Below are 18081 nucleotides of genomic sequence, written 5' to 3'. Positions count from 1 at the left end.
GGAGAAGGCCGGCAGGATCACAGGCGCATGTGGCGGGCGCGGGCGCCGCGTTCGATGGCGGCGGCGCACAGCCGGTCCACCCCCAGCCGGTGCCGGATCAGCTCCAGCATGCGCAGTTCCTCCTGCGAGGCCTTGGGATCGGCGGCGGCGATGTCGCAGGCGACCGCATAGGCGGTCTCGCGCAGCTTGGCCGGCAGCGCCTGCTCGACGATGGTCAGCACGGTGTCCAGCCCGTCATTGTCGGACAGCATGGCGGTGCATTCGCGGGTGGCGGCCATCACCTGATCGCCGCTGTAATCCTTGAAGATCGGCAGGTAGCGCACATTCTCGCCGATGGCCTCCAGTTCCGCGTCGGTCATGTCGCCGTCGCAGGCGGATACCAGGACCATGACGTAGATGAGGGCGCTGTGGTGGTCGATCATTGCGTCTGTCGGCTTTCTCATGAGGCGGTCTCCCTCGGGGAGCGGTCGCGTGTCCGGGCGGCAATCTCGAACGCCGCTCCAGCCGCGTCAAGCCCGGCGTCCGATGCCGCTTGTGCGGCGTCAAGGGTGCCATGCTCGGGGCGGAGGGGTCGGTCGCTCGACGCGACGGTTGGCTCCCCCTATTGTCGCGCATCATGAACGTCGTCCTCAATGTCGCTTTTCCCGTATTCGCCATCATCCTGGCCGGTTTCCTGTCCGGAAAGTCGAAGCTGCTGGGTGCGGCTTCGTCGGAAGCGCTCAACAAGTTCGTCTACTGGATGGCGCTGCCGCCGGTTCTGTTCCTGGGCACGGCGCGGCGGTCGATCCCGGAGATCTTCAACGGCCCCTTCATCGGCGCCTTTCTGGGATCGATGCTGCTGGTCTATGCGCTGGGGGCGGTCATCGGCCGGCTGCTGCGGCGGGAGCGCACGCAGATCCAGTGCATGCAGGGGCTGAACGCCGCCTTCTCCAACACCGGCTACATGGGCATCCCGCTGTTCCTCGCCGCCTTCGGCCCGGACCATCTGGCCCCCACCATCCTGGCGACCGTCATCATGAGCGCCATCATGGTCGGCATCGCCGTGGTCTGGATGGAGTTCGCCAACAGCCACGGCAACGGGATGGGCAAGGCGCTGCGCGACGTCGGGCGGGCGCTGGCGAAGAACCCGCTGATCCTGTCCACCGCCGCCGGCCTCGCCTGGTCGGCGCTGCTGCCCGGCGTGGCGGTGCCCAAGCCGATCGCCACCTTCTGCGAACTGATGGGCGCCCCCGCCGGCCCCTGCGCCCTGTTTGCCATCGGCCTGTTCCTGGCCTCGCAGCGACTGACCGCCGGGCTGGCGGAGGCCGGGTGGATCAGCGCGCTGAAGCTGCTGGTGCATCCGGCGCTGGCCTGGGTGCTGACGCAGACCCTGTTCCCGATGGACCCCTTCTGGACCGGCAGCGCCGTGATCCTGGCGGCACTGCCGACCGGCGCCCTGACCTTCGTGGTGGCGACCCAGTACCAGACCTATGTCGAGCGCACGTCCTCAGCCATCCTGGTGTCCACGGTGTTCAGCGTGGTGACCCTGTCGGCACTGCTGGCGGTGTATGCGCCTGGGGGGTGATGGTTACTTATGAATGCTAATTCTACTCTTTGCTTTCAGATAAGAGTTAATATTTGTTGACAATTTAAGTCTTGCCAGAATTTGCTGAGCTTTGCCATATTCTATGGGGTTTGAAATTCATACGAATGCCCAGGAGAATACAAATGACTTTATTCCAATTGGAGGTCGTCACCTCGGCAGTGAAACCCGGCCAGAAAAGTGGATTGGCAATGGGACGTCGACAAATTCTTATTGGGGCTGCGGCTGTCTCAGTTGCTCCCATTTCCTTAGTTGGATGTTCTCAAGCAGACTTTACGAAAGTTGTAGATACTGCGAGCGCTTTTGTTGTTGCAACCCTAACAAGTTTTCGAGAACTTTTGGGTTTTAAGAATGGGAAAACCGAGGTTGCTGCTGCAGGATTTACAAATCCGACGCAGAGTCAGTCTTCCGGTGTGATCAAAACAAACTTCTATTACTCTAGTTTGGGGGCGGACGCGCACCTTGCTAGGTTGCAGAACGGTGGGGGAGCCAATTATTTCGAATCCGCGTTTGAGCCAATTCAGTCTAAAACAGAAAGAATTACAATTATGCCGGAAGAGAGGCAAACTCTCGTCACGACGGCAAGCAGAGATATCCCAAGAGGGACTTATGCATTTCAATACATAACCGCTATTCAGAAGTATGATCCGACAAACTCTCAGATCTATCTGATAGAATTGTGAGGCTTTAGCGACGATAGTTCTTTTAGTGGCCGGGGACAGGAGCAATATACGAAGTTTTTTCTCGCGGCATGAGATGGTATTTGTTCCTGTCGAAGGCTGGTAAGCGGATCTATGAGTTAATAATGTGGTTGCAGAGGTGCTGGAATGAATAAAGCGATTCAAGCGATTTTGATTGCTTCCCTTGCCGCAGTTTCTGGGTGCTCGACAAATGAGGGGGCGCGCCTCATCAACGCGGATATCGTTCAAGCGCTTCAACTCCCCCGAAATGAAGGAAACGGTTTCGCTGTAGAAATGATTTCTGCCGATAACTCAAAAGATAAAGATAAAATCATTGCGGAGTTGTACAGATACTCTGATTTCTACAAAAGAAAAGATTCTGGAGTAACGCAGCGGGATGAAAGAAAACCTTTTAGCGTTCAGACTATTCAGGTGCCAGAACAATTGTTGCAACAGCAACCTGGAAGTTCCATTGTGTTCGACATAAAGGTTTCCTCTGATATTCCGCCAGGGAAATATTTGTTCTTGATAAGAACAGAGAGCGATTCCTGGCGGACCGGACCTTTCCTGATTTCACAGCAAGATGCGACGCAAAAAACTGTCACAATAAAAAAGAATAAAACGTAAATATCGGCGTCTATATAGCCTCACCACCCCCGCAGGAACTCAGCCGTCTCCTCCACCGCCTGCTTCAGCCCCACACGCCGCATCTCCACCCCTTCCGGGAAGGCACCGGCCAGCCGGCTCGGCATCATGGAGTCGAGCAGGACGAAGACGCCGGTGTCGTCGGCGCGGCGGACCAGACGGCCGAAGGCCTGCTTCAGGCGCAGCCGCGTTATCATGTCCTCGTAGCGGCGGCGGCCGAAGGCCTCGCGGCGGGCACGGTGGAGGATGTCGGGACGCGGCCAGGGAACGCGGTCGAAGACGATCAGGCGGAGCGAGCGGCCCGGCACGTCCACCCCGTCGCGCACCGCGTCGGTGCCGAGCAGGCAGGCATGCTCCTCGTTGCGGAAGATGTCGATCAGGGTGGACACGTCCAATGGATCGACATGCTGGGCGTAGAGCGGGATGCCGACCTGATCCAGCGGCTCGGCGATGCGGTCGCGCACGGCGCGCAGCCGGCTGATCGCGGTGAACAGGCCGAGCCCGCCGCCGCCCGCCGCCAGGAACAGCGACTTGTAGGCCGCCGAGACCTGCCCGAGGTCGTCCTTGCGCACATCGTTCACCACGAAGACGCGGGTGCGGTTCGGGTAGTCGAAGGGCGACGGGACCTGGGCGCGGATCGCCGGGGCCGGCAGATGGCTGGCGCCGCAGCGGTCCTCCGCGGCGCGCCAATCCTGCCCGACGTCGCCGGTGCCGTCGGTCAGCGTGGCGGAGGTCACCACCAGCCCGTGGGCCGGACCGGCCAAGGCCTCGGCGAAGGGAACCGTCGGATCGACCCAGTGGCGGTACAGCCCGACATCGACGTCGCGGCCGTCGATCCGCTCCACCGCGAACCAGTCGACGAAGTGCGACGGCGTCTCGGTCGGCAGGGTGCGCAGCATGGCGCGCCATGCCTCCACCGTCAGGGTGCCGCGGCGGTGCAGGCTGCGCGACAGCGCATCGATGCGGCGGCGTTGGTCGGAATCCAGTTCGGCGCTCTCGTCCTCAAGCCGCTGCGCCAGCCGGCGGGCCAGCGCCTCCACCGGTTCGGACAGGCGGACCAGCGCCTGCTCCAGTTCCGCCGCCGCCTCCAGCAGACCGTCCACCGGATAGGCCTTGTCGGCCTCCAGGCTGTAGGGACCGCCCTGCCCGGCCGTGCGGGCATAGACCTGCTGGCGGGCCAGCAGCAGGAAGCGCTCGGTCGGCCCCTGTGGGTTGTCGGCGGCCAGACGCGCCGACCAGCCGTCGCCGGGCAGGACGCGGGCGCCCATCAGGATGTCGTCGAGGTGGCGAAGGGCTTCCTCGTCGCCGGCGACGATGTCCTCCAGCCGGCGCTTCAGGCCGCGGGCGCGGCTGCGTCCGGTTTCCTCGGCGCCCAGCAGCCAGCGCCGCAGCTCCTGCGTCTCGCGGCAGGTCAGGTGGCCGGCGAAGGCGCTGTCGGCGGCGTCGAAGACATGGTGCCCCTCGTCAAAGACATAGCGGCTGGGCAGGGTCGGTTCCTCGCCGCCGCCAAGCGCCGCCTGCACCATCACCAGCGCGTGGTTGGCGATGACGATGTCGGCGCGCCGTGCCCGGCGCACGCTCTTCTCGATGTAGCAGCGGGCGTAATGGTCGCAGGCGGAATAGATGCATTCGCCGCGGCGGTCGGCCAGCCCCATGGTCGGGCCGCGCCCGGCGATGTCGACCAGCCAGCCGGGGAAGTCGCCGCCGGTCATGTCGCCGTCGCGCGTCGCCGCCGCCCAGCGCGCCATCAGCCCGACGCCGATGGCGTTGTGCGGCTGGAAGGGCATGGCGCGCACCGCCTCTTCCAGGTTCAGCAGGCACAGGTAGTTCTCGCGCCCTTTGCGCAGCACCACCTTGCGCGCCTTGGTCGCCGGGTCGGCATAGAGCCGGTCCAGTTCCCCGTCGATCTGGTGCTGGAGGTTGCGGGTGTAGGTGGAAATCCACACCGTCCCGCCATTCTTCTCCGCCCAGACCGTGGCCGGCGCCAGATAGCCCAGCGTCTTGCCGACGCCGGTCCCGGCCTCCGCCAAGACGACATTGGGCGTGTCGGGCAGCTGGCGCGGGGCGAAGGCGGCGGACACCGCGCTGGAATAATCGGCCTGCTGCGGCCGCGGCTCCGCCACCTTGCCCAGCACGTTGGCCGACAGCATGGCGGCGAGGCGGCGGCGTGCCTCATCGGGATCGACCGGGTTCTGGGCGGGCGGCGGCGGGGGAGCACCCTCCTCCCACTCCTTGATGCAGGTCCAGACGCGCAGGCCCGAGCGGGCGGCGCCCTTCTCCGGCCCGTCCGGCTTGCCGAGCGCGGCCAGCACCGCGGGCGCCCACGGCCAGCCGGCGCGCCCCATCTCCCAGGCGAAGGCGACGGGGTCGGAGGACTCCTCCCGTCCGGCAGCCCCAAGGTCGCCCAGCAGCCGGCGCACCGCGCGCTGCAGGGCCAGCGCCTCCGCCTCGTGGCCGTCGGGGGTGGGCAGGTCGAGCGCCTCGGCGATGCCGCGCGGGGTGGGGACGCAGAAGCGGGCGGGATGGACGAAGGCGAACAGTTCCAGCACGTCGAAGGCCGGGAAGCCGTCGATCCCCAACCGGCGGGCAAACGCGCGGGCATGGCAGACCAGCGGCGGCTGGCGGCGCACCTTCGATGCGGCGGCGGCCAGCGACAGTTCCTCCACCTCGCCGTCGAGCGTCAGCGACACGACGCGGCGCGCGCCGGCCACCATGGCGGGCGCGTCGTCCAGGCTGTGAAGGGGGGTGGGATCGGCGGTCAGGTCCATCGGCGGCACTATATGGCGGCGGCGTGCTGCAAAGCGAGCGCCGGATGTTGACGGGCCGCCGCTTCACCCCCATTGAGGGAAGTCCGGGGGAGCCGAGCGGAGACGGGACTTTATGCGGAAGCTGCTGCGCTGGGCGTCGATCGGGGTGGCGGGGCTGCTGGCCTTCACCATCCTGTGGGCCGCGCTCTACCGGATCGTGCCGCCACCGGCGACGCCGCTGATGCTGATCCGGGCGCTGGGCGGCTCCGGCCTGTCGCGCGACTGGGAACCGCTGGAGCGCATCTCGCCCTCGCTGGTGGAGGCGGTGATCGCGTCGGAGGACAGCAATTTCTGCGGCCATGGCGGCTTCGACTGGGCCGCCATCGAGGGCGCCTTCGAGGACAACGAGGAGGGCAAGCGCCTGCGCGGCGGCAGCACCATCAGCCAGCAGACCGCCAAGAACGCCTTCCTCTGGCCCGACCGCAGCTGGACCCGCAAGGGGGCGGAGGCCTGGTTCACCCTTCTGATCGAAGGGCTGTGGACCAAGCGCCGCATCCTTGAGGTCTATCTGAACATCGTGGAGTGGGACGACGGCGTCTATGGCGCGGAGGCCGCGGCACGGCATCATTTCGGCAAGTCCGCCGCGGCGCTGACCCGGCGCGAGGCGGCGCTGCTGGCCGTGGTGCTGCCCAGCCCGCGCAACTGGTCGCCCACCCGCCCCGGCCCCTATGTCGCCCGGCGGGCGGGGGTGATCGAGCGGCGGATGGCGGTGGTGCGCCGGGACGGGTTGGCCGACTGCGCGCGGTAGCGCCAGCCCTCGGGCCGGTCCCCGCTTCAGAACTTGATGAAGCGGTTGAACAGCCGCCCCACCGGACCGGTCAGCCTCAGTCCGCCGATGGTGGTGGCGAGGCACAGGCAGCCCTCCGGGTCGGACACCGGCCGGTGGACCAGCGACGGGTCGCCGATGGCGAGGTCGCCGGGCAGGAAGGCGCCGAACTCGTCGGAGAAGCCACCTTCCAGCACCACGGTCAACTCGATGCCGCCATGGGTGTGCGTGGGCACGCCGACGCCGCCCTTCATGCGGATCAGCCGGGTCGTCCCGTTCGGACCTGACAGCAGATCCATGCAGCGCATGCCCGGCTGCAGGAAGCGCCAACCGCCCTCCCCGATCCGGCCATCGCGGTCGAGACGGCCGCGCAGATAGCTGCGCAGCGGCTCCGGATAGCGCGACTGCTCGGCCGGCGGCTTCGGAGCGGCATCACGGGGAGCGGGACGGCAAGGCGCCGGCCGCTCGTGGTCCAGGCGGGCCATCAGCGCTTCCAGGCAGCCGTTGGACAGCGGTTCCGGCTCCAACTCGTCGAGCAGGGCGCCGCCGATCGCCTCCATTTCCGCCACCTCGTGACGGCAGGCGGGGCAGAAGGCCAGATGGGTCGCCACGGCCAGCGAGGCGCCTTCGCACAGGGCGCCGCCGGCATAGTCGATCAGCAAGGTATCGCCCGGATGGTGGCTCGGCCGAATCATCGGAAATGCCTCATCCCACATCCCTGAGCGACCGGCGCAGGCGCTCCATCGCCAGACGCAGCCGCGATTTCACCGTGCCCAACGGGATGCCGTGCTCCGCGGAGATGACGCTGTGCGGCTTGTCCTCGAAATAGGCCATGCGCAACAGTTCGGCCTGTTCGGGCGGCAGGTCCTTCAGCGCGGCGCGCAGGCGGCCGCTGCTCTCCTTCACCTCGATCCGGCGATCGGCGGCCTCCTGGGGTTCGGGGACCAGCGCCGGATCGTCGGGGTCGATCTCCGGCCGCTGTTCGCGGCGCAACACGTCGATTCGCTTGTTGCGCGCGATGGTGAACACCCAGGTGCCGGCCGAGGCGTGGATCGGATCATAGGTTTCGGCACGACGCCAGACCAACAGCATGACCTCCTGAACAAGTTCTTCCGCGGCGGCGGAATCGCATCCCAACCGGCGCAGATACGTCTTCAGCCGTGGCGCGAAGTGGCCGAACAGGACCCCGAACGCCTGACGGTCCCGCTCGCGCCCGACGGCGACGAGCAGGTCTTCCAGACTGGGGGCCATGTCGGCCGCGGGGGTGTGCTGGTCCTGCATGGACCCATTCAAGGGGAACATCGGCCGCCGCACAAGCCGGGGATGGCACCCATTCCCGGAATTCGCGACACCCTCCCCTTTCCGGGCCCCCCTTTCAGGTCTCCTGCACCGATCCCCCACGCGCTTGGCCGTCAAGCCGGGCTGTATGTCGCATCGTGATCCTCGGTACGCAACCGCCCAGCCGTCGGATCACCAAAAATCCCGACCTCCGGCATTTTGTTCGGATTTGACGGAAGGATCGGTCTGCCTCTATCGGATGAACCCCATGGCACGCAGGGCCTCCGCCACCTTCGGCGTCTCCAGCGCCTCGACGAAGCGGCGGACTGCCGGACGGTCGCGGCGGGCGGCGGGGACGATGAAGTCGTAATGCTCCTCCTGCAGCGGCAGGAAGCCCAGCCCGTACAGGGTCGCAGCCGTCCCGATGGCAACACCCCAGTCGGCGCGATTCTGCGCCACCGCGACGGCGACGGCATTGTGCGACTTGGCCTGCGTCCAATAGCCGGTCGGCCGCGCCGGCCCCAGCAGCCGGTCGGTCAGGATGCGGGTGCCGCTGCCGGCATTGCGGTTGATCAGGATGCAGTCGGGCAGACCGGCGACCGCCGCCACCGCCTCGGCCGCCGTCCGGCCCTCGAAGCGCGGGTCGCCGCGGCGGAAGACGATGCCCTGCATCCGGCGGTAGCCGGCGACCAGCTCCAGCCCCGGCGCCAGGAAGGGCGTGTTGTAGGTGCCGGTGGCGGGATCCATCAGATGGACCGGTGCGATGTCGCACTCCCCCCGCCGCGCCGCCGCCAGCCCGCCCATCGAGCCGACATTCAGCGCCTTCACCGTCATCCCCTCCCCGATCAGGCCGCCGAGCACGGCGTTGAGGCCGATGCACTGGCTGCCCACCACGATCAGGTCGGCCGGCGTCACCGACCGGCCGAGCAGCTGGACCGACACCGGCGTCCCCGCCTCCACCGCCTCGGCCTGGGCGTCGATGGCGAGGAAGCCGTCGGCATGGCTGAAGGCGGTGACGGCACCCGATCCCTTCGACAGCGGATAGGCCGCCAGCGCGTCCCCATCGGCACCATGGACTAGCGAGACCATGACATATTCGGTGCGCCCGCGTTCCGACCCCAGCCGCACCGGCAGGGTGGCCGGCACCTCCTCCGCCGTCGCGGGCGGCAGGCCGGCCATGGCGCGGATCACCGGCGCGACGAAGCTGTGGAAGGTGAACATGGCGGAGGTCGGGAAGCCCGGCAGGATCACCACCGGCTTGCCGCCGGTCACCGCGAGGCACAGCGGCTTGCCGGGTTTCAGCGCCACGCCATGGGCGACGATGCCGGGGTCGTTCAGCTGCGCCACGATGCGGTGGGAGCGGTCGCCCGCCCCCTTCGAGGTGCCGCCCGACAGCAGCAGCGCATCGCACTCCAGCCCCTTCGCGACCAGCCGTTCCAGCGCCGCGTCCTCGTCCGGGGCGATGCCCAGCGGCACCGGCTCGGCCCCCAATTCCGCCACCGCGGCCGCCAGGATGGCGCCGTTGCTGTCATAGACCGCCCCGGTGCGGATCGGCTGGCCGGGCGCCACGATCTCGTCGCCGGTGGACAGGATGGCGACGCGCGGCCGGCGCACCACCGCGACCTCGGCCAGCCCGATGGCGGCGAGCACGCCGATCTCGCGCGAGGTCAGCGACTGCCCCCGGCGCAGCACCACCTCGCCCCGGCCGATGTCGGAGCCGGCGGCGGCGGCGAAGGCACCGGGGGTGGCGGGCCGGGTCAGCGTGACGAACAGGCCGTCCGGCCGCTCCACCGCCTCCGTCGTCTCCACCATCACCACGGCGTCGGCGCCGCGGGGCAGCATGCCGCCGGTGGCGATCACCGTGGCGGTGCCGGGCTCCACCGTCAGTTCGGGGGCGTGGCCGGCGGCCAGCACCTCGTCGTTCAGACGCAGGGCGACCGGGTTGTCCTCCGCAGCGCCCACCGTGTCGGCGGCGCGCACGGCGAAGCCGTCCACCACCGACCGGTCGAAGCCGGGCACGTCCACCTCCGCCACCACGTCGGCGGACAGCACGCGGCCGAGAGATGCCGACAGCGGCACCCGCTCCTCCCCCCGCGGGGCGAGGTCGAGATGGCGGTGGAAACGGGCGCGCGCCTCCTCCCCGCTCACCACCTCGAGGAACTGGTCCTGGCGGGCGGCCTGGGCGACGAAACGGCGGATGTCCTCGCGGCTGCGGTCGGAACTGTGCACGCGGCAAACCCTTGCAGAGAAGAATCAGGCGAAACGATACATGGTGAAATCATACATGGTGACTTGGGCACCGTCCGGCACGCCTTCGCTGTCCGCCCCGATCAGGACGAAGCCGTCGGCCCGCGCCGCAGCCGCCAATCCCGGCCAGCCGGGCGAACCCACCGGCTCCACCCTGCCCCCGTCGTCCAGCCGGACCCGGTGCAGGTCGACACAGCCGATCTCCGAAACCAGCTTGCGCGCGGTCACCGCCCGAACGGTGGCATGGGGCAGCCCGGAGGGCAAGCCGGCGGCACGCCGCACCGCGCGTCCGGCCAGCAGTTCGTAAGCCGCCAGCGCCGCCATCGGCTCGCCCGGCAGCAGCAGCACGGGAACGCCGGCGGCACGTCCCAACCCGGCGCTGCCGCCAGGCCGCATGGCGATGCCGTGAAGGTCCAGGCTGCCGGCCTTCGCCAGGGCGGGCGGCGCCACATCGTCCGGGCCGCTGCCGGTGCGTCCGGCCGACAGGATCAGGTCGGCGCCGGGCCGGGTGAAGGCGTCAGCCAGCGCGTCCATGTCGGCGGGCAGCGGGACGACCGCCTCGACATCGCCGCCGTCGCGCCGGACCAACGCGGCCAGCATGTCCCCCAACTGCTCCGGCGCGCCGGCCTTGGGACCGCCGGCCAGAAGGATGCGCACCCGCGAAGCCGGCAGGACCGGCAGGACGCGGTGCCCGGCGGCGGCGAGCAGGCCGAGATCGGCGGGGCGCAGGCGCCGGCCGGCCGGCAGCAGCGGGCTCCCATCCGCCATCCAGGCGCCCCGGCGCTCCACCCCGCTGCCGGGAGCCACGGCATCGACCGCCTCGACGAAGGGGCCGGCGGCCTGCACCGATTCATACGGGATCACCGAGTCGCAGCCCGGCGGCAGCGGATCGCCGGCCACCACCGCAACCGCGCCCATCAGCGGCACCGGATTGTAGGAGCCGGCACCCAGGGTTTCGGCGGCCGCCACGGCATAGCCGTCCGCCGCGGCCCGGTCGGACGGCGGCCAGTCTCCAGCCGCCACGACCGCCTCCGCCAGCACCAGTCCGGCGCAATCCGCCAGCGGGAAAGGCCGGGCGGACGGCGGGGCGACCCGGCCGTCGATCCAGCTCCAGGCGGCTTCCAGCGTCGACCGACGGGAGAAGCCGCGGCCGCGGACATCATTGAACGGCGGGGCGGTCACAGCGCCGGCACCGCTGCGTCCTGCACGCGGTTGCGGCCGGCGCGCTTGGCACGATAGAGCAGCTGGTCGGCCATCTCAGCCAATCGTTCCGGACTGCCGTCGGCTGACGGGATCACGGTGGCGACGCCGAGGCTGATGGTGACGAAAGGGGCGACGGGCGACTGGGCGTGCGGGATGCGCCGTTCCGCCACGCCGGCCCGGAATCCCTCGGCGACACGGGTGGCGCCGGGCCCATCGGTCTCCGGCAGCAGGCAGACGAACTCCTCCCCGCCATAGCGGGCGACGAGGTCGCTCGGCCGCCTCGCCCGATCCGCCAGCACCTCGGCCACCACGCGCAGACATTCGTCGCCGGCCTGATGGCCGTACTGGTCGTTGTAGGCCTTGAAATGGTCGACATCGAGGATGATGAGCGACAGCGGCAGGTGCGAGCGGGCGCAGCGCCGCCATTCGCGGGTCATCGCATCGTCGAAGCGGCGGCGGTTGGCGATGCCGGTCAGCCCGTCCAGGAAGGACAGGCTGCGCAGCAGGTCGGTCTGGCGTTTCAGCAGCAGGTGGTTGCGCACACGCGCCTTCACGATGGGCGGGCTGATCGGCTTGGTGATGAAGTCGATGGCCCCGACCTCCAGCCCGCGGGTCTCGTCCTCCACCTCGCTCTTGGCGGAGATGAAGATGACGGGAATATCGTGGGTGGCCGGGTCGGCCTTGATGCGGCGGCACACCTCGAAGCCGTCCATCCCCGGCATCATGATGTCCAGCAGCACAAGGTCGGGCATCCGCGCCTGGACCAGATCCAGCGCCTTTTCGCCGTCGGTGGCGAAATAGATGTCGTAGTCGCCCTTCAGGATGCGGCTGAGCACATGGACGTTGGACGGGATATCGTCCACCACCAATATCTTCGGGCGGGGTTCGGCCATGGGCGCGTTCAGACCGTCGGCAATGAAAGGCCGAGGTCCCGCGCGATCCGCTGCACGATCCCAAGCGCCTTGATGAAATCCAGACCGTCGATGGCGGCGGACAACCCCTTGATCGTCGAGGGGTCGACCGAATCCGTCAGCAACGGTGCCAGCATAGCGAACTCTTCCGCTGCTGCGAAGTTGCTGTCATGTAACAATATTGCGAACTGCGGCAGTCGCTCCGCCAACTCCTTACGGCTTTCCGCCGACCGGCCGGGGTTGCCGGCGCCTGCCGGGCTTCCAGGACCGTAGGCTGTCGCCGCCAGCAGGACAGCGCTCTCCAGCACCAGGGCCAGTTCGGCGTGCAGCACCGGCAGCTGGGCGGCGGCCACGGCGGCATCGCCCTGCTGCGCGGCGATCTGCACCGCATCGGCGGCAGCGGACAGGCGCACGGCGCCGACATTGCCGGCGACGCTCTTCAGTTCATGCGCGATGCCCTTGGCGGTCGTCAGGTCGCCGGAGCCCAATGCCGCCGAAATCCGGTCGGCGACATCGCCGTAGCCTGACGCGAACTGGCCGACGAAGCGGCGGAACAGCCCGGCATCGTCGCCGAGCCGGTTGAGCGCGTCGGCCAGATCGATTCCCGGCAGGTCGCTCGGCAGGTCCCCTGCCAAGCGGTCCGACACCGCCACGGACGCCATGGCGATGCCGGGAGAGGCCGCGGCGGTCAGCATGGTCTGGCCGCGCGAGGGGATCGGTCCGGGGGCGCAGGGCGTGCTGGGCCGGATCGCCACCAGCGGCGGCCCGATCCAGCGGGCCAGCGTGGCGAACAGCTGCGGCAGGTCGAGCGGCTTCGGCACATGGGCGTCCATTCCGTTGTCCAGGCAGCGCTGACGGTCGGCGGGCAAGGCGCTGGCGGTCATCGCGATGATCGGCAGATCCCGCCCGACCGGCAGCGCACGGATCGCCGCGGTCGCCGCGAACCCGTCCATGTCCGGCATCTGCACGTCCAGCAGCACGGCATCGAAGGGCTGGGCGGCCGCGCGCACGCAGTCCACCGCCTGCCGCCCGGTGGCGGCCACGGTGACGGCCGCCCCCGCCCGCTCCAGGATCTCGCGCGCCACCTGCTGGCTGATGGCATTGTCGTCGGCCAGCAGCAGCCGGCGGCCGTACAGCGCCCGGCTGGCATCCCAGGCCGCCCCGGAAAGCCCGCCATCCGCACGCACGCCGCCCGCCGCTTCGGATCGAAGCGTGGGAAAAGCCGGGGCCGGAATGGCGGCGGGCAGGCGGACCCCCTCGCCGGGCGGCTCCGTCCGGGCATAGGCGACGGTGACGGCGTCGAGCAGGGTGGAGGCGGTGACCGGCTTCACCAGGAATCCGGCGGCTCCGGTCTCCTCGAAACGGGCGCCCAGCCGGTCGCGGCCATAACCGCTGATGACGATGATCATCGGGGTGCCGGCGCGGGCATCGGCGCGGATGCGGCGCGCCGCCTCGATCCCGTCCATCCCCGGCATCTTCCAGTCCATCAGCACGACGTCATAGGGGTCGCCGGCCGCCGCCGCCCGCTCCAGCTCGTCGATGGCGGCCTGTCCATCGGCGCAGGCGGTCACCGCCCAGCCGAAGGCGGCGGCGATCTCGCTCAGCACCTCGCGCGCGGTGGCGTTGTCGTCCACCACCAGAACCGTCAGGTCGCGTGGAACCTGACGCGGCAGCCGTCCGGCCGCGATCCCGAATGCAGCCCCGCTCCCGGCATGAAGCCCGAACTCGGCATGGAAGCGGAAGACGCTGCCCTTGCCGGGCTCGCTCTCCACCTCCATGGCGCCGTTCATCAGCCGGACCAGCCGCGCGCAGATGGCCAGCCCCAGCCCGGTGCCGCCGAAGCGCCGGGTGGTGGAACTGTCGCCCTGGCTGAAGGCCTGGAACAGCCGGTCGCGCTGCTCCGGCGCGATGCCGATGCCGGTGTCGCGCACGGCGAAGTCCAGCACGGCGCGGTCGTTGGACAGCGAGCGGACCTTGACCGCCACCACCACCTCGCCGGCCTCGGTGAACTTGATGGCGTTTCCGGCGAGGTTGATCAGGATCTGCTGCAGGCGCAGCGGATCGCCGATCAGGTCAAGCGGCACGTCCGGCGCCACGGAGAACAGGACGTCGATATCCTTTTCCTGCGCGGCGGAGCCGACGATCACCGCCAGCGTCTGCAGCAGGTCGTCCAGGCGGAAATCGACCCGCTCCAGTTCCAGCTTGCCGGCCTCCACCTTGGAGAAGTCGAGGATGTCGTTCAGGATGCCCAGAAGCGACTGTGCCGACACCCGCACCTTGTGCACGTAGTCCGCCTGCCGGTCGGTCAGCTCCGTCTGCTGGATCAGGTGGATCAGCCCGAGGATCGCGTTCATCGGCGTGCGGATCTCGTGGCTCATGTTGGCCAGGAACTCGCTCTTGGCGCGGCTCGCCGCCTCCGCCGCCAGCCGGGCGCGCTGCATCGCCGCCTCCGCCCGCTTGCGCTCGGCGATCTCGTGAAAGACCACCACCGCCCCCTCCACCTTGCCGTCGGCCAGCATGGGCGATGCGGTGTATTCCACCAGGAAGGGCTTCCCGGCCTTGGTCCAGTAGGTGTCCTCCAGCCCGCGCCGGCTTTCCCCGCTCAGCAGCACCGCGGTCACCGGGCACTCCAGCGCCGGGAAGGAAGAGCCGTCGGCGCGGCGGGAATGGATCAGCGCATGCAGATTGCCGCCCAGAAGTTCCTCGTTGTCATAGCCGGTCAGCACCGAGGTGGCGGGGTTGGCGAAGGTGATCCGCCCCTCGCGGTCGACGCCGCAGATGCTGTCGGATGCGGAGTGCAGGATCAGGTTGAGGCGGCGGTTGGCGCTGACGAAGGCCTCGTTGGCGGATTCCAGCTCCCGCTTCTTGGCGTCGAGTTCGGCATTGGTGTCGGCCAGCCGGCGGCGGCCGGCCACCTCGCGCTCCAGGCTGCGCAGGGCACCATAGGCCAGCCCGGCGCAGGCCAGCACCGCCAGCCCGACCAGGATGCCGCCACGGACCGCCCGCTCCCGCCACGCCGCCAGTTCCGTCCGCTCCGACAGGGCGACGAAGACGACCAGCGGCAGGGTCGGCACCCGCTGATAGGACAGGATGCGCAGTTCTCCCGGCACGGGCCCTTCAACCTCGAAGGTCTCGGTGGCGGCATCGACGGCATGGCGCAGCACGATCCTGCCGTCCGGCCCGTCCAGCGGTTCGCTGTCGGGGAAGCGCAGCACCGGCTTGCCGTCGGTGCGGTAGACCGCGACCGCCGAACCGGCGCCGAGATCCAGGCTCTCGTACAGCTGTTGGTAGTAATCAAGGTCGATGTTGGCGTGGGCGACCCCCAGGAAGCGGCCGTCCTGCAGGACCGGCCGAGTAACCGTGAAGGATTGGATGCCGGTCATCCTGCCGGTGATCCGCTCGCCGACATGGAATTCGGCGCCGTCGCGATGGACCTGGAAATAGGTTCGGTCGGCGACGTTGCCGCGCGGCACCGGAAACTGGCGGCTGGACAGCACATTGTCACCGGTGGGACCATGGACCCACAGGGCCGCGATCTCCGGCAGATTGTCCACCATGTCACGGACGGTGATCCATGCCTCGCGGTTGGTGTCCAGCCCCGGCATGCCGTATCGGCTTATGAGGTCCTGGGTCCGCCGGATGGCGAGGTCCGCGGTCGCGACCGTCCGGCGCACATGCTCCTGCATGAGCCGCGCCGACGCCTGCGCCTGCTCCTGCGCATGGCGCAAGGTCTCCGTCCGGTCGGCCCAGACCACATAGCCCCAGAAACCGATGCCCAGCAATGCGATCAGCGAAAAGGCGGCGGCAAGCAGCAGACGGGTGCGGGTGGGCGACAGGGCAAGAGCCGCAGCGTCGATCGCGTTTCTGTCCATCATTGCCGAACCGTCGCCGCACCGCTGCCGTCGGCCGGCGCCCACCGCCAGCCTTTCCGCCTACATCGGTCGGAGTATGGTCTGGTGCGCTCCGTGACCGCAAGCAACTTGATGTGCGCAACGGTGACGATGGGGACATCCGGCGCTTGCGGGGGACCCCGACGGTACAGCCCCCCTTGCACCGCCTGCCTTTGCGCGCGGCCGGCGGCATCGTGCCCCATATTTGTCATGCCGCCCGTTTCCGCCCCCGCCCCGTTGAAAGTGCCCGATCGATGGCCGACCGCCGCCTCGTCCCAGCCAAGTTCCTCCCAGCCAATCTGTTGGGCGCCACCCTGTTGGGCGCCGGCCTGCTGGCTCTGGCGGTCTGCACCACCCCGGTCGTGCCGGCGCAGGCGCAGGGGGCGATGACGGGGCCGGTGCGGACGGACCCTATGCAGACGGTCGGCGCCGAGGTGCATGTGCGGATGGAAACGCTGCCCAAGCCCTATGCCACGCCCGCCGTCGCCAACGAGGCCGTGCTGGTGCCGCGGCCCGGCGACCAGCCGCTGCGGGCGCCGCGGGGCTTTACCGTCACCCTGTTCCGCGATGGGGTGGAGAATGCCCGCAACCTGCTGGTCCTGCCCAACGGCGACGTGCTGGTGGCCCAGCAGCGGCCGGGCACCCTGACCCTGCTGCGCGACGGCGACGGCGATGGCCACGCGGAGATGGCCCAGGTCTGGGCGGAGGGCTTCGATCATCCCTTCGGCCTCGCCTTCCATGACGGTGCGGTGCTGGTCGGCGACCTGAACGGGGTGTGGCGGCTGCCCTGGACGGCTGGGACCGCACAGGCGGGGGAGCGGCGGCGGCTGACCCCGGAGGGCGCCTTCGGCAAGCGCGGCGGCCACAACACCCGCTCCGTCGTGGTGGCGCCGGACGGCCGGCATTTCTACGTCGGCATCGGGTCGGAGGGGAACATCGGGGTGGAGCCGGAACCGCGCGCCACCATCCAGGAATTCCGCATCGACGGCAGCGGCCAGCGCATGTTCGCCGGAGGGCTGCGCAACCCCGTCGGCCTCGCCTTCAAGCCGGGCACCGGCAACCTCTATGCCGTGGTGAACGAGCGCGACGGGCTGGGCGACCAGCTGGTCCCCGATTTCCTGACCGCGGTGACCCCCGGCGGCTTCTATGGCTGGCCCTATTCCTACATCGGCGCCAACCCGCAGCCAGACCTGGCGGGGCGGCGGCCCGATCTTGTCAAGGCGGCGCTGGTGCCGGGGCTGCTGTTCCAGGCCCATTCCGCGCCGATCGGGCTGGTCTTCGGCGATGCCACCCATTTCCCGGAACGCTACCGCATGGGCGCCTTCGTGGCTCTGCGCGGCTCGTGGAACCGGTCCCGCCCCACCGGATACGCCATCGCTTTCGTGCCCTTCGACACCGCCCCCTTCGACAAGAACCGCCCGACCGGCACTTACGAGACCTTCGTCACCGGCTTTCGCATCGACAGCCGGTCGGACGGCGACGAGACCCCGCGGGTCTGGGGCCGGCCGAGCGGGCTGGCGGTCGCCGCGGACGGCGCCCTGCTGATCGCCGAGGACGTGTCCGGCACGGTCTGGCGGGTGGCCTATGCCGCGGCGGACCGGGAGCCGGAACCGGCCGCCAAGCCCTGACCGCGCCGCCGCCCGGTCCGCGATCCGGTCAACAGCACTCGTCCTCCAGGCGGCGGAGCATCGCCAGCCCTTCCTCGTCGTCATGTTCCTCGAACAGGTCGGCGATGTAATAGATGTTGGCGCAGAGCAGGCACAGCCCGTCGGCCTGCCGCTTCAGCGGATCCTCGGCAACCGCCAGCTTGGCGCGGAACCGCTCCCAGAAGGCGTTGGTCTTGGCCGGATCGTCGATGTGCATGTACAGCCGGTCGATGATGCGGCGGCTGTTGCCCTCGCAGTCGATTCCCTTGAACGAGACGTAACGGTCGGGCGCGTCGATGCTGTCCACGGGATGCGGCCTCCTCATGCCGGTTGCCAGGGGTGGGGAACATGACATCGATGCTTCGCCAGTTGCGGCCCTGCCCGCAAGCCGTGCTGCACCAGCGGCAGTCCACTCGCGCGAACGGC

Annotated in this window: 14 protein-coding genes; 5 read left to right on the top strand and 9 right to left on the bottom strand. The window is 69.0% G+C overall.

Going from position 1 to position 18081, the window contains the following annotated elements:
* Positions 1 to 17: 17 nt before the first annotated feature.
* A complete protein-coding gene (locus J2Y49_RS02785; RefSeq protein WP_310112012.1) occupies positions 18 to 443 on the bottom strand; it encodes a tellurite resistance TerB family protein in 426 nt (141 codons plus the stop codon).
* Positions 444 to 616: 173 nt separating this feature from the next.
* Between J2Y49_RS02785 and J2Y49_RS02780 the strand changes: the two genes are divergently transcribed.
* The 3 genes from J2Y49_RS02780 to J2Y49_RS02770 all read left to right on the top strand — a co-directional run bounded on the left by J2Y49_RS02780 (position 617) and on the right by J2Y49_RS02770 (position 2889).
* A complete protein-coding gene (locus J2Y49_RS02780; protein ID WP_310112009.1) occupies positions 617 to 1564 on the top strand; it encodes an AEC family transporter in 948 nt (315 codons plus the stop codon).
* Positions 1565 to 1707: 143 nt separating this feature from the next.
* A complete protein-coding gene (locus J2Y49_RS02775; RefSeq protein WP_310112006.1) occupies positions 1708 to 2265 on the top strand; it encodes a hypothetical protein in 558 nt (185 codons plus the stop codon).
* Between the two features lie 144 nt (positions 2266 to 2409).
* On the top strand, positions 2410 to 2889 hold the full coding sequence (locus J2Y49_RS02770) for a hypothetical protein (protein WP_310112004.1): 480 nt from the start codon (positions 2410 to 2412) through the stop codon (positions 2887 to 2889).
* Positions 2890 to 2909: 20 nt separating this feature from the next.
* Here the strand turns inward: J2Y49_RS02770 and J2Y49_RS02765 are convergent, their stop codons facing one another.
* Positions 2910 to 5675, bottom strand: coding sequence for an ATP-dependent DNA helicase (locus J2Y49_RS02765; protein WP_310112002.1), 2766 nt, complete (start codon positions 5673 to 5675; stop codon positions 2910 to 2912).
* Positions 5676 to 5787: 112 nt separating this feature from the next.
* On the opposite strand from J2Y49_RS02765, the gene mtgA reads away from it, so the two are divergent.
* Positions 5788 to 6462 carry a monofunctional biosynthetic peptidoglycan transglycosylase gene (gene mtgA / locus J2Y49_RS02760; RefSeq protein ID WP_310111999.1) on the top strand — a complete coding sequence of 225 codons (675 nt, stop codon included), beginning with the start codon at positions 5788 to 5790 and terminating at the stop codon, positions 6460 to 6462.
* Between the two features lie 26 nt (positions 6463 to 6488).
* Here mtgA and J2Y49_RS02755 read toward each other — a convergent pair whose 3' ends face one another.
* The 6 genes from J2Y49_RS02755 to J2Y49_RS02730 form a co-directional block, all read right to left on the bottom strand.
* Complete coding sequence (locus J2Y49_RS02755; protein WP_310111996.1) at positions 6489 to 7175, bottom strand: ChrR family anti-sigma-E factor; 687 nt, start codon at positions 7173 to 7175, stop codon at positions 6489 to 6491.
* A 10-nt stretch (positions 7176 to 7185) separates the two neighbouring features.
* A complete protein-coding gene (locus tag J2Y49_RS02750) occupies positions 7186 to 7761 on the bottom strand; it encodes a sigma-70 family RNA polymerase sigma factor (RefSeq protein ID WP_310111993.1) in 576 nt (191 codons plus the stop codon).
* Positions 7762 to 8010: 249 nt separating this feature from the next.
* Positions 8011 to 9987: a molybdopterin biosynthesis protein gene (locus tag J2Y49_RS02745; RefSeq protein ID WP_310111991.1), complete on the bottom strand. Its 1977-nt coding sequence runs from the start codon at positions 9985 to 9987 to the stop codon at positions 8011 to 8013.
* A gap of 24 nt (positions 9988 to 10011) precedes the next feature.
* On the bottom strand, positions 10012 to 11187 hold the full coding sequence (locus J2Y49_RS02740; protein WP_310111988.1) for a molybdopterin-binding protein: 1176 nt from the start codon (positions 11185 to 11187) through the stop codon (positions 10012 to 10014).
* Entirely contained in the window at positions 11184 to 12101 is a 918-nt protein-coding gene (locus J2Y49_RS02735) for a PleD family two-component system response regulator (RefSeq protein ID WP_310111985.1), read from the bottom strand. Before J2Y49_RS02735 ends, J2Y49_RS02740 begins: the two co-directional genes overlap by 4 nt.
* Before the next feature lie 8 nt (positions 12102 to 12109).
* The gene (locus tag J2Y49_RS02730) at positions 12110 to 15991 is read right to left on the bottom strand and encodes a response regulator (RefSeq protein ID WP_310111983.1); all 3882 of its coding nucleotides are present in this window, start codon (positions 15989 to 15991) and stop codon (positions 12110 to 12112) included.
* Positions 15992 to 16263: 272 nt separating this feature from the next.
* Between J2Y49_RS02730 and J2Y49_RS02725 the strand changes: the two genes are divergently transcribed.
* The gene (locus tag J2Y49_RS02725) at positions 16264 to 17637 is read left to right on the top strand and encodes a PQQ-dependent sugar dehydrogenase (protein ID WP_310111980.1); all 1374 of its coding nucleotides are present in this window, start codon (positions 16264 to 16266) and stop codon (positions 17635 to 17637) included.
* Positions 17638 to 17665: 28 nt separating this feature from the next.
* Here the strand turns inward: J2Y49_RS02725 and cowN are convergent, their stop codons facing one another.
* Positions 17666 to 17962: a N(2)-fixation sustaining protein CowN gene (gene cowN, locus J2Y49_RS02720; protein ID WP_310111978.1), complete on the bottom strand. Its 297-nt coding sequence runs from the start codon at positions 17960 to 17962 to the stop codon at positions 17666 to 17668.
* Between the last annotated feature and the right edge of the window lie 119 nt (positions 17963 to 18081).

Source organism: Azospirillum sp. BE72 (assembly GCF_031455875.1).
In the GTDB taxonomy this organism is placed as follows: Bacteria; Pseudomonadota; Alphaproteobacteria; order Azospirillales; family Azospirillaceae; genus Azospirillum.
The sequence above is the reverse complement of the archived record's forward strand: the minus strand, read 5'-3'. Positions and strand labels throughout refer to the sequence as shown.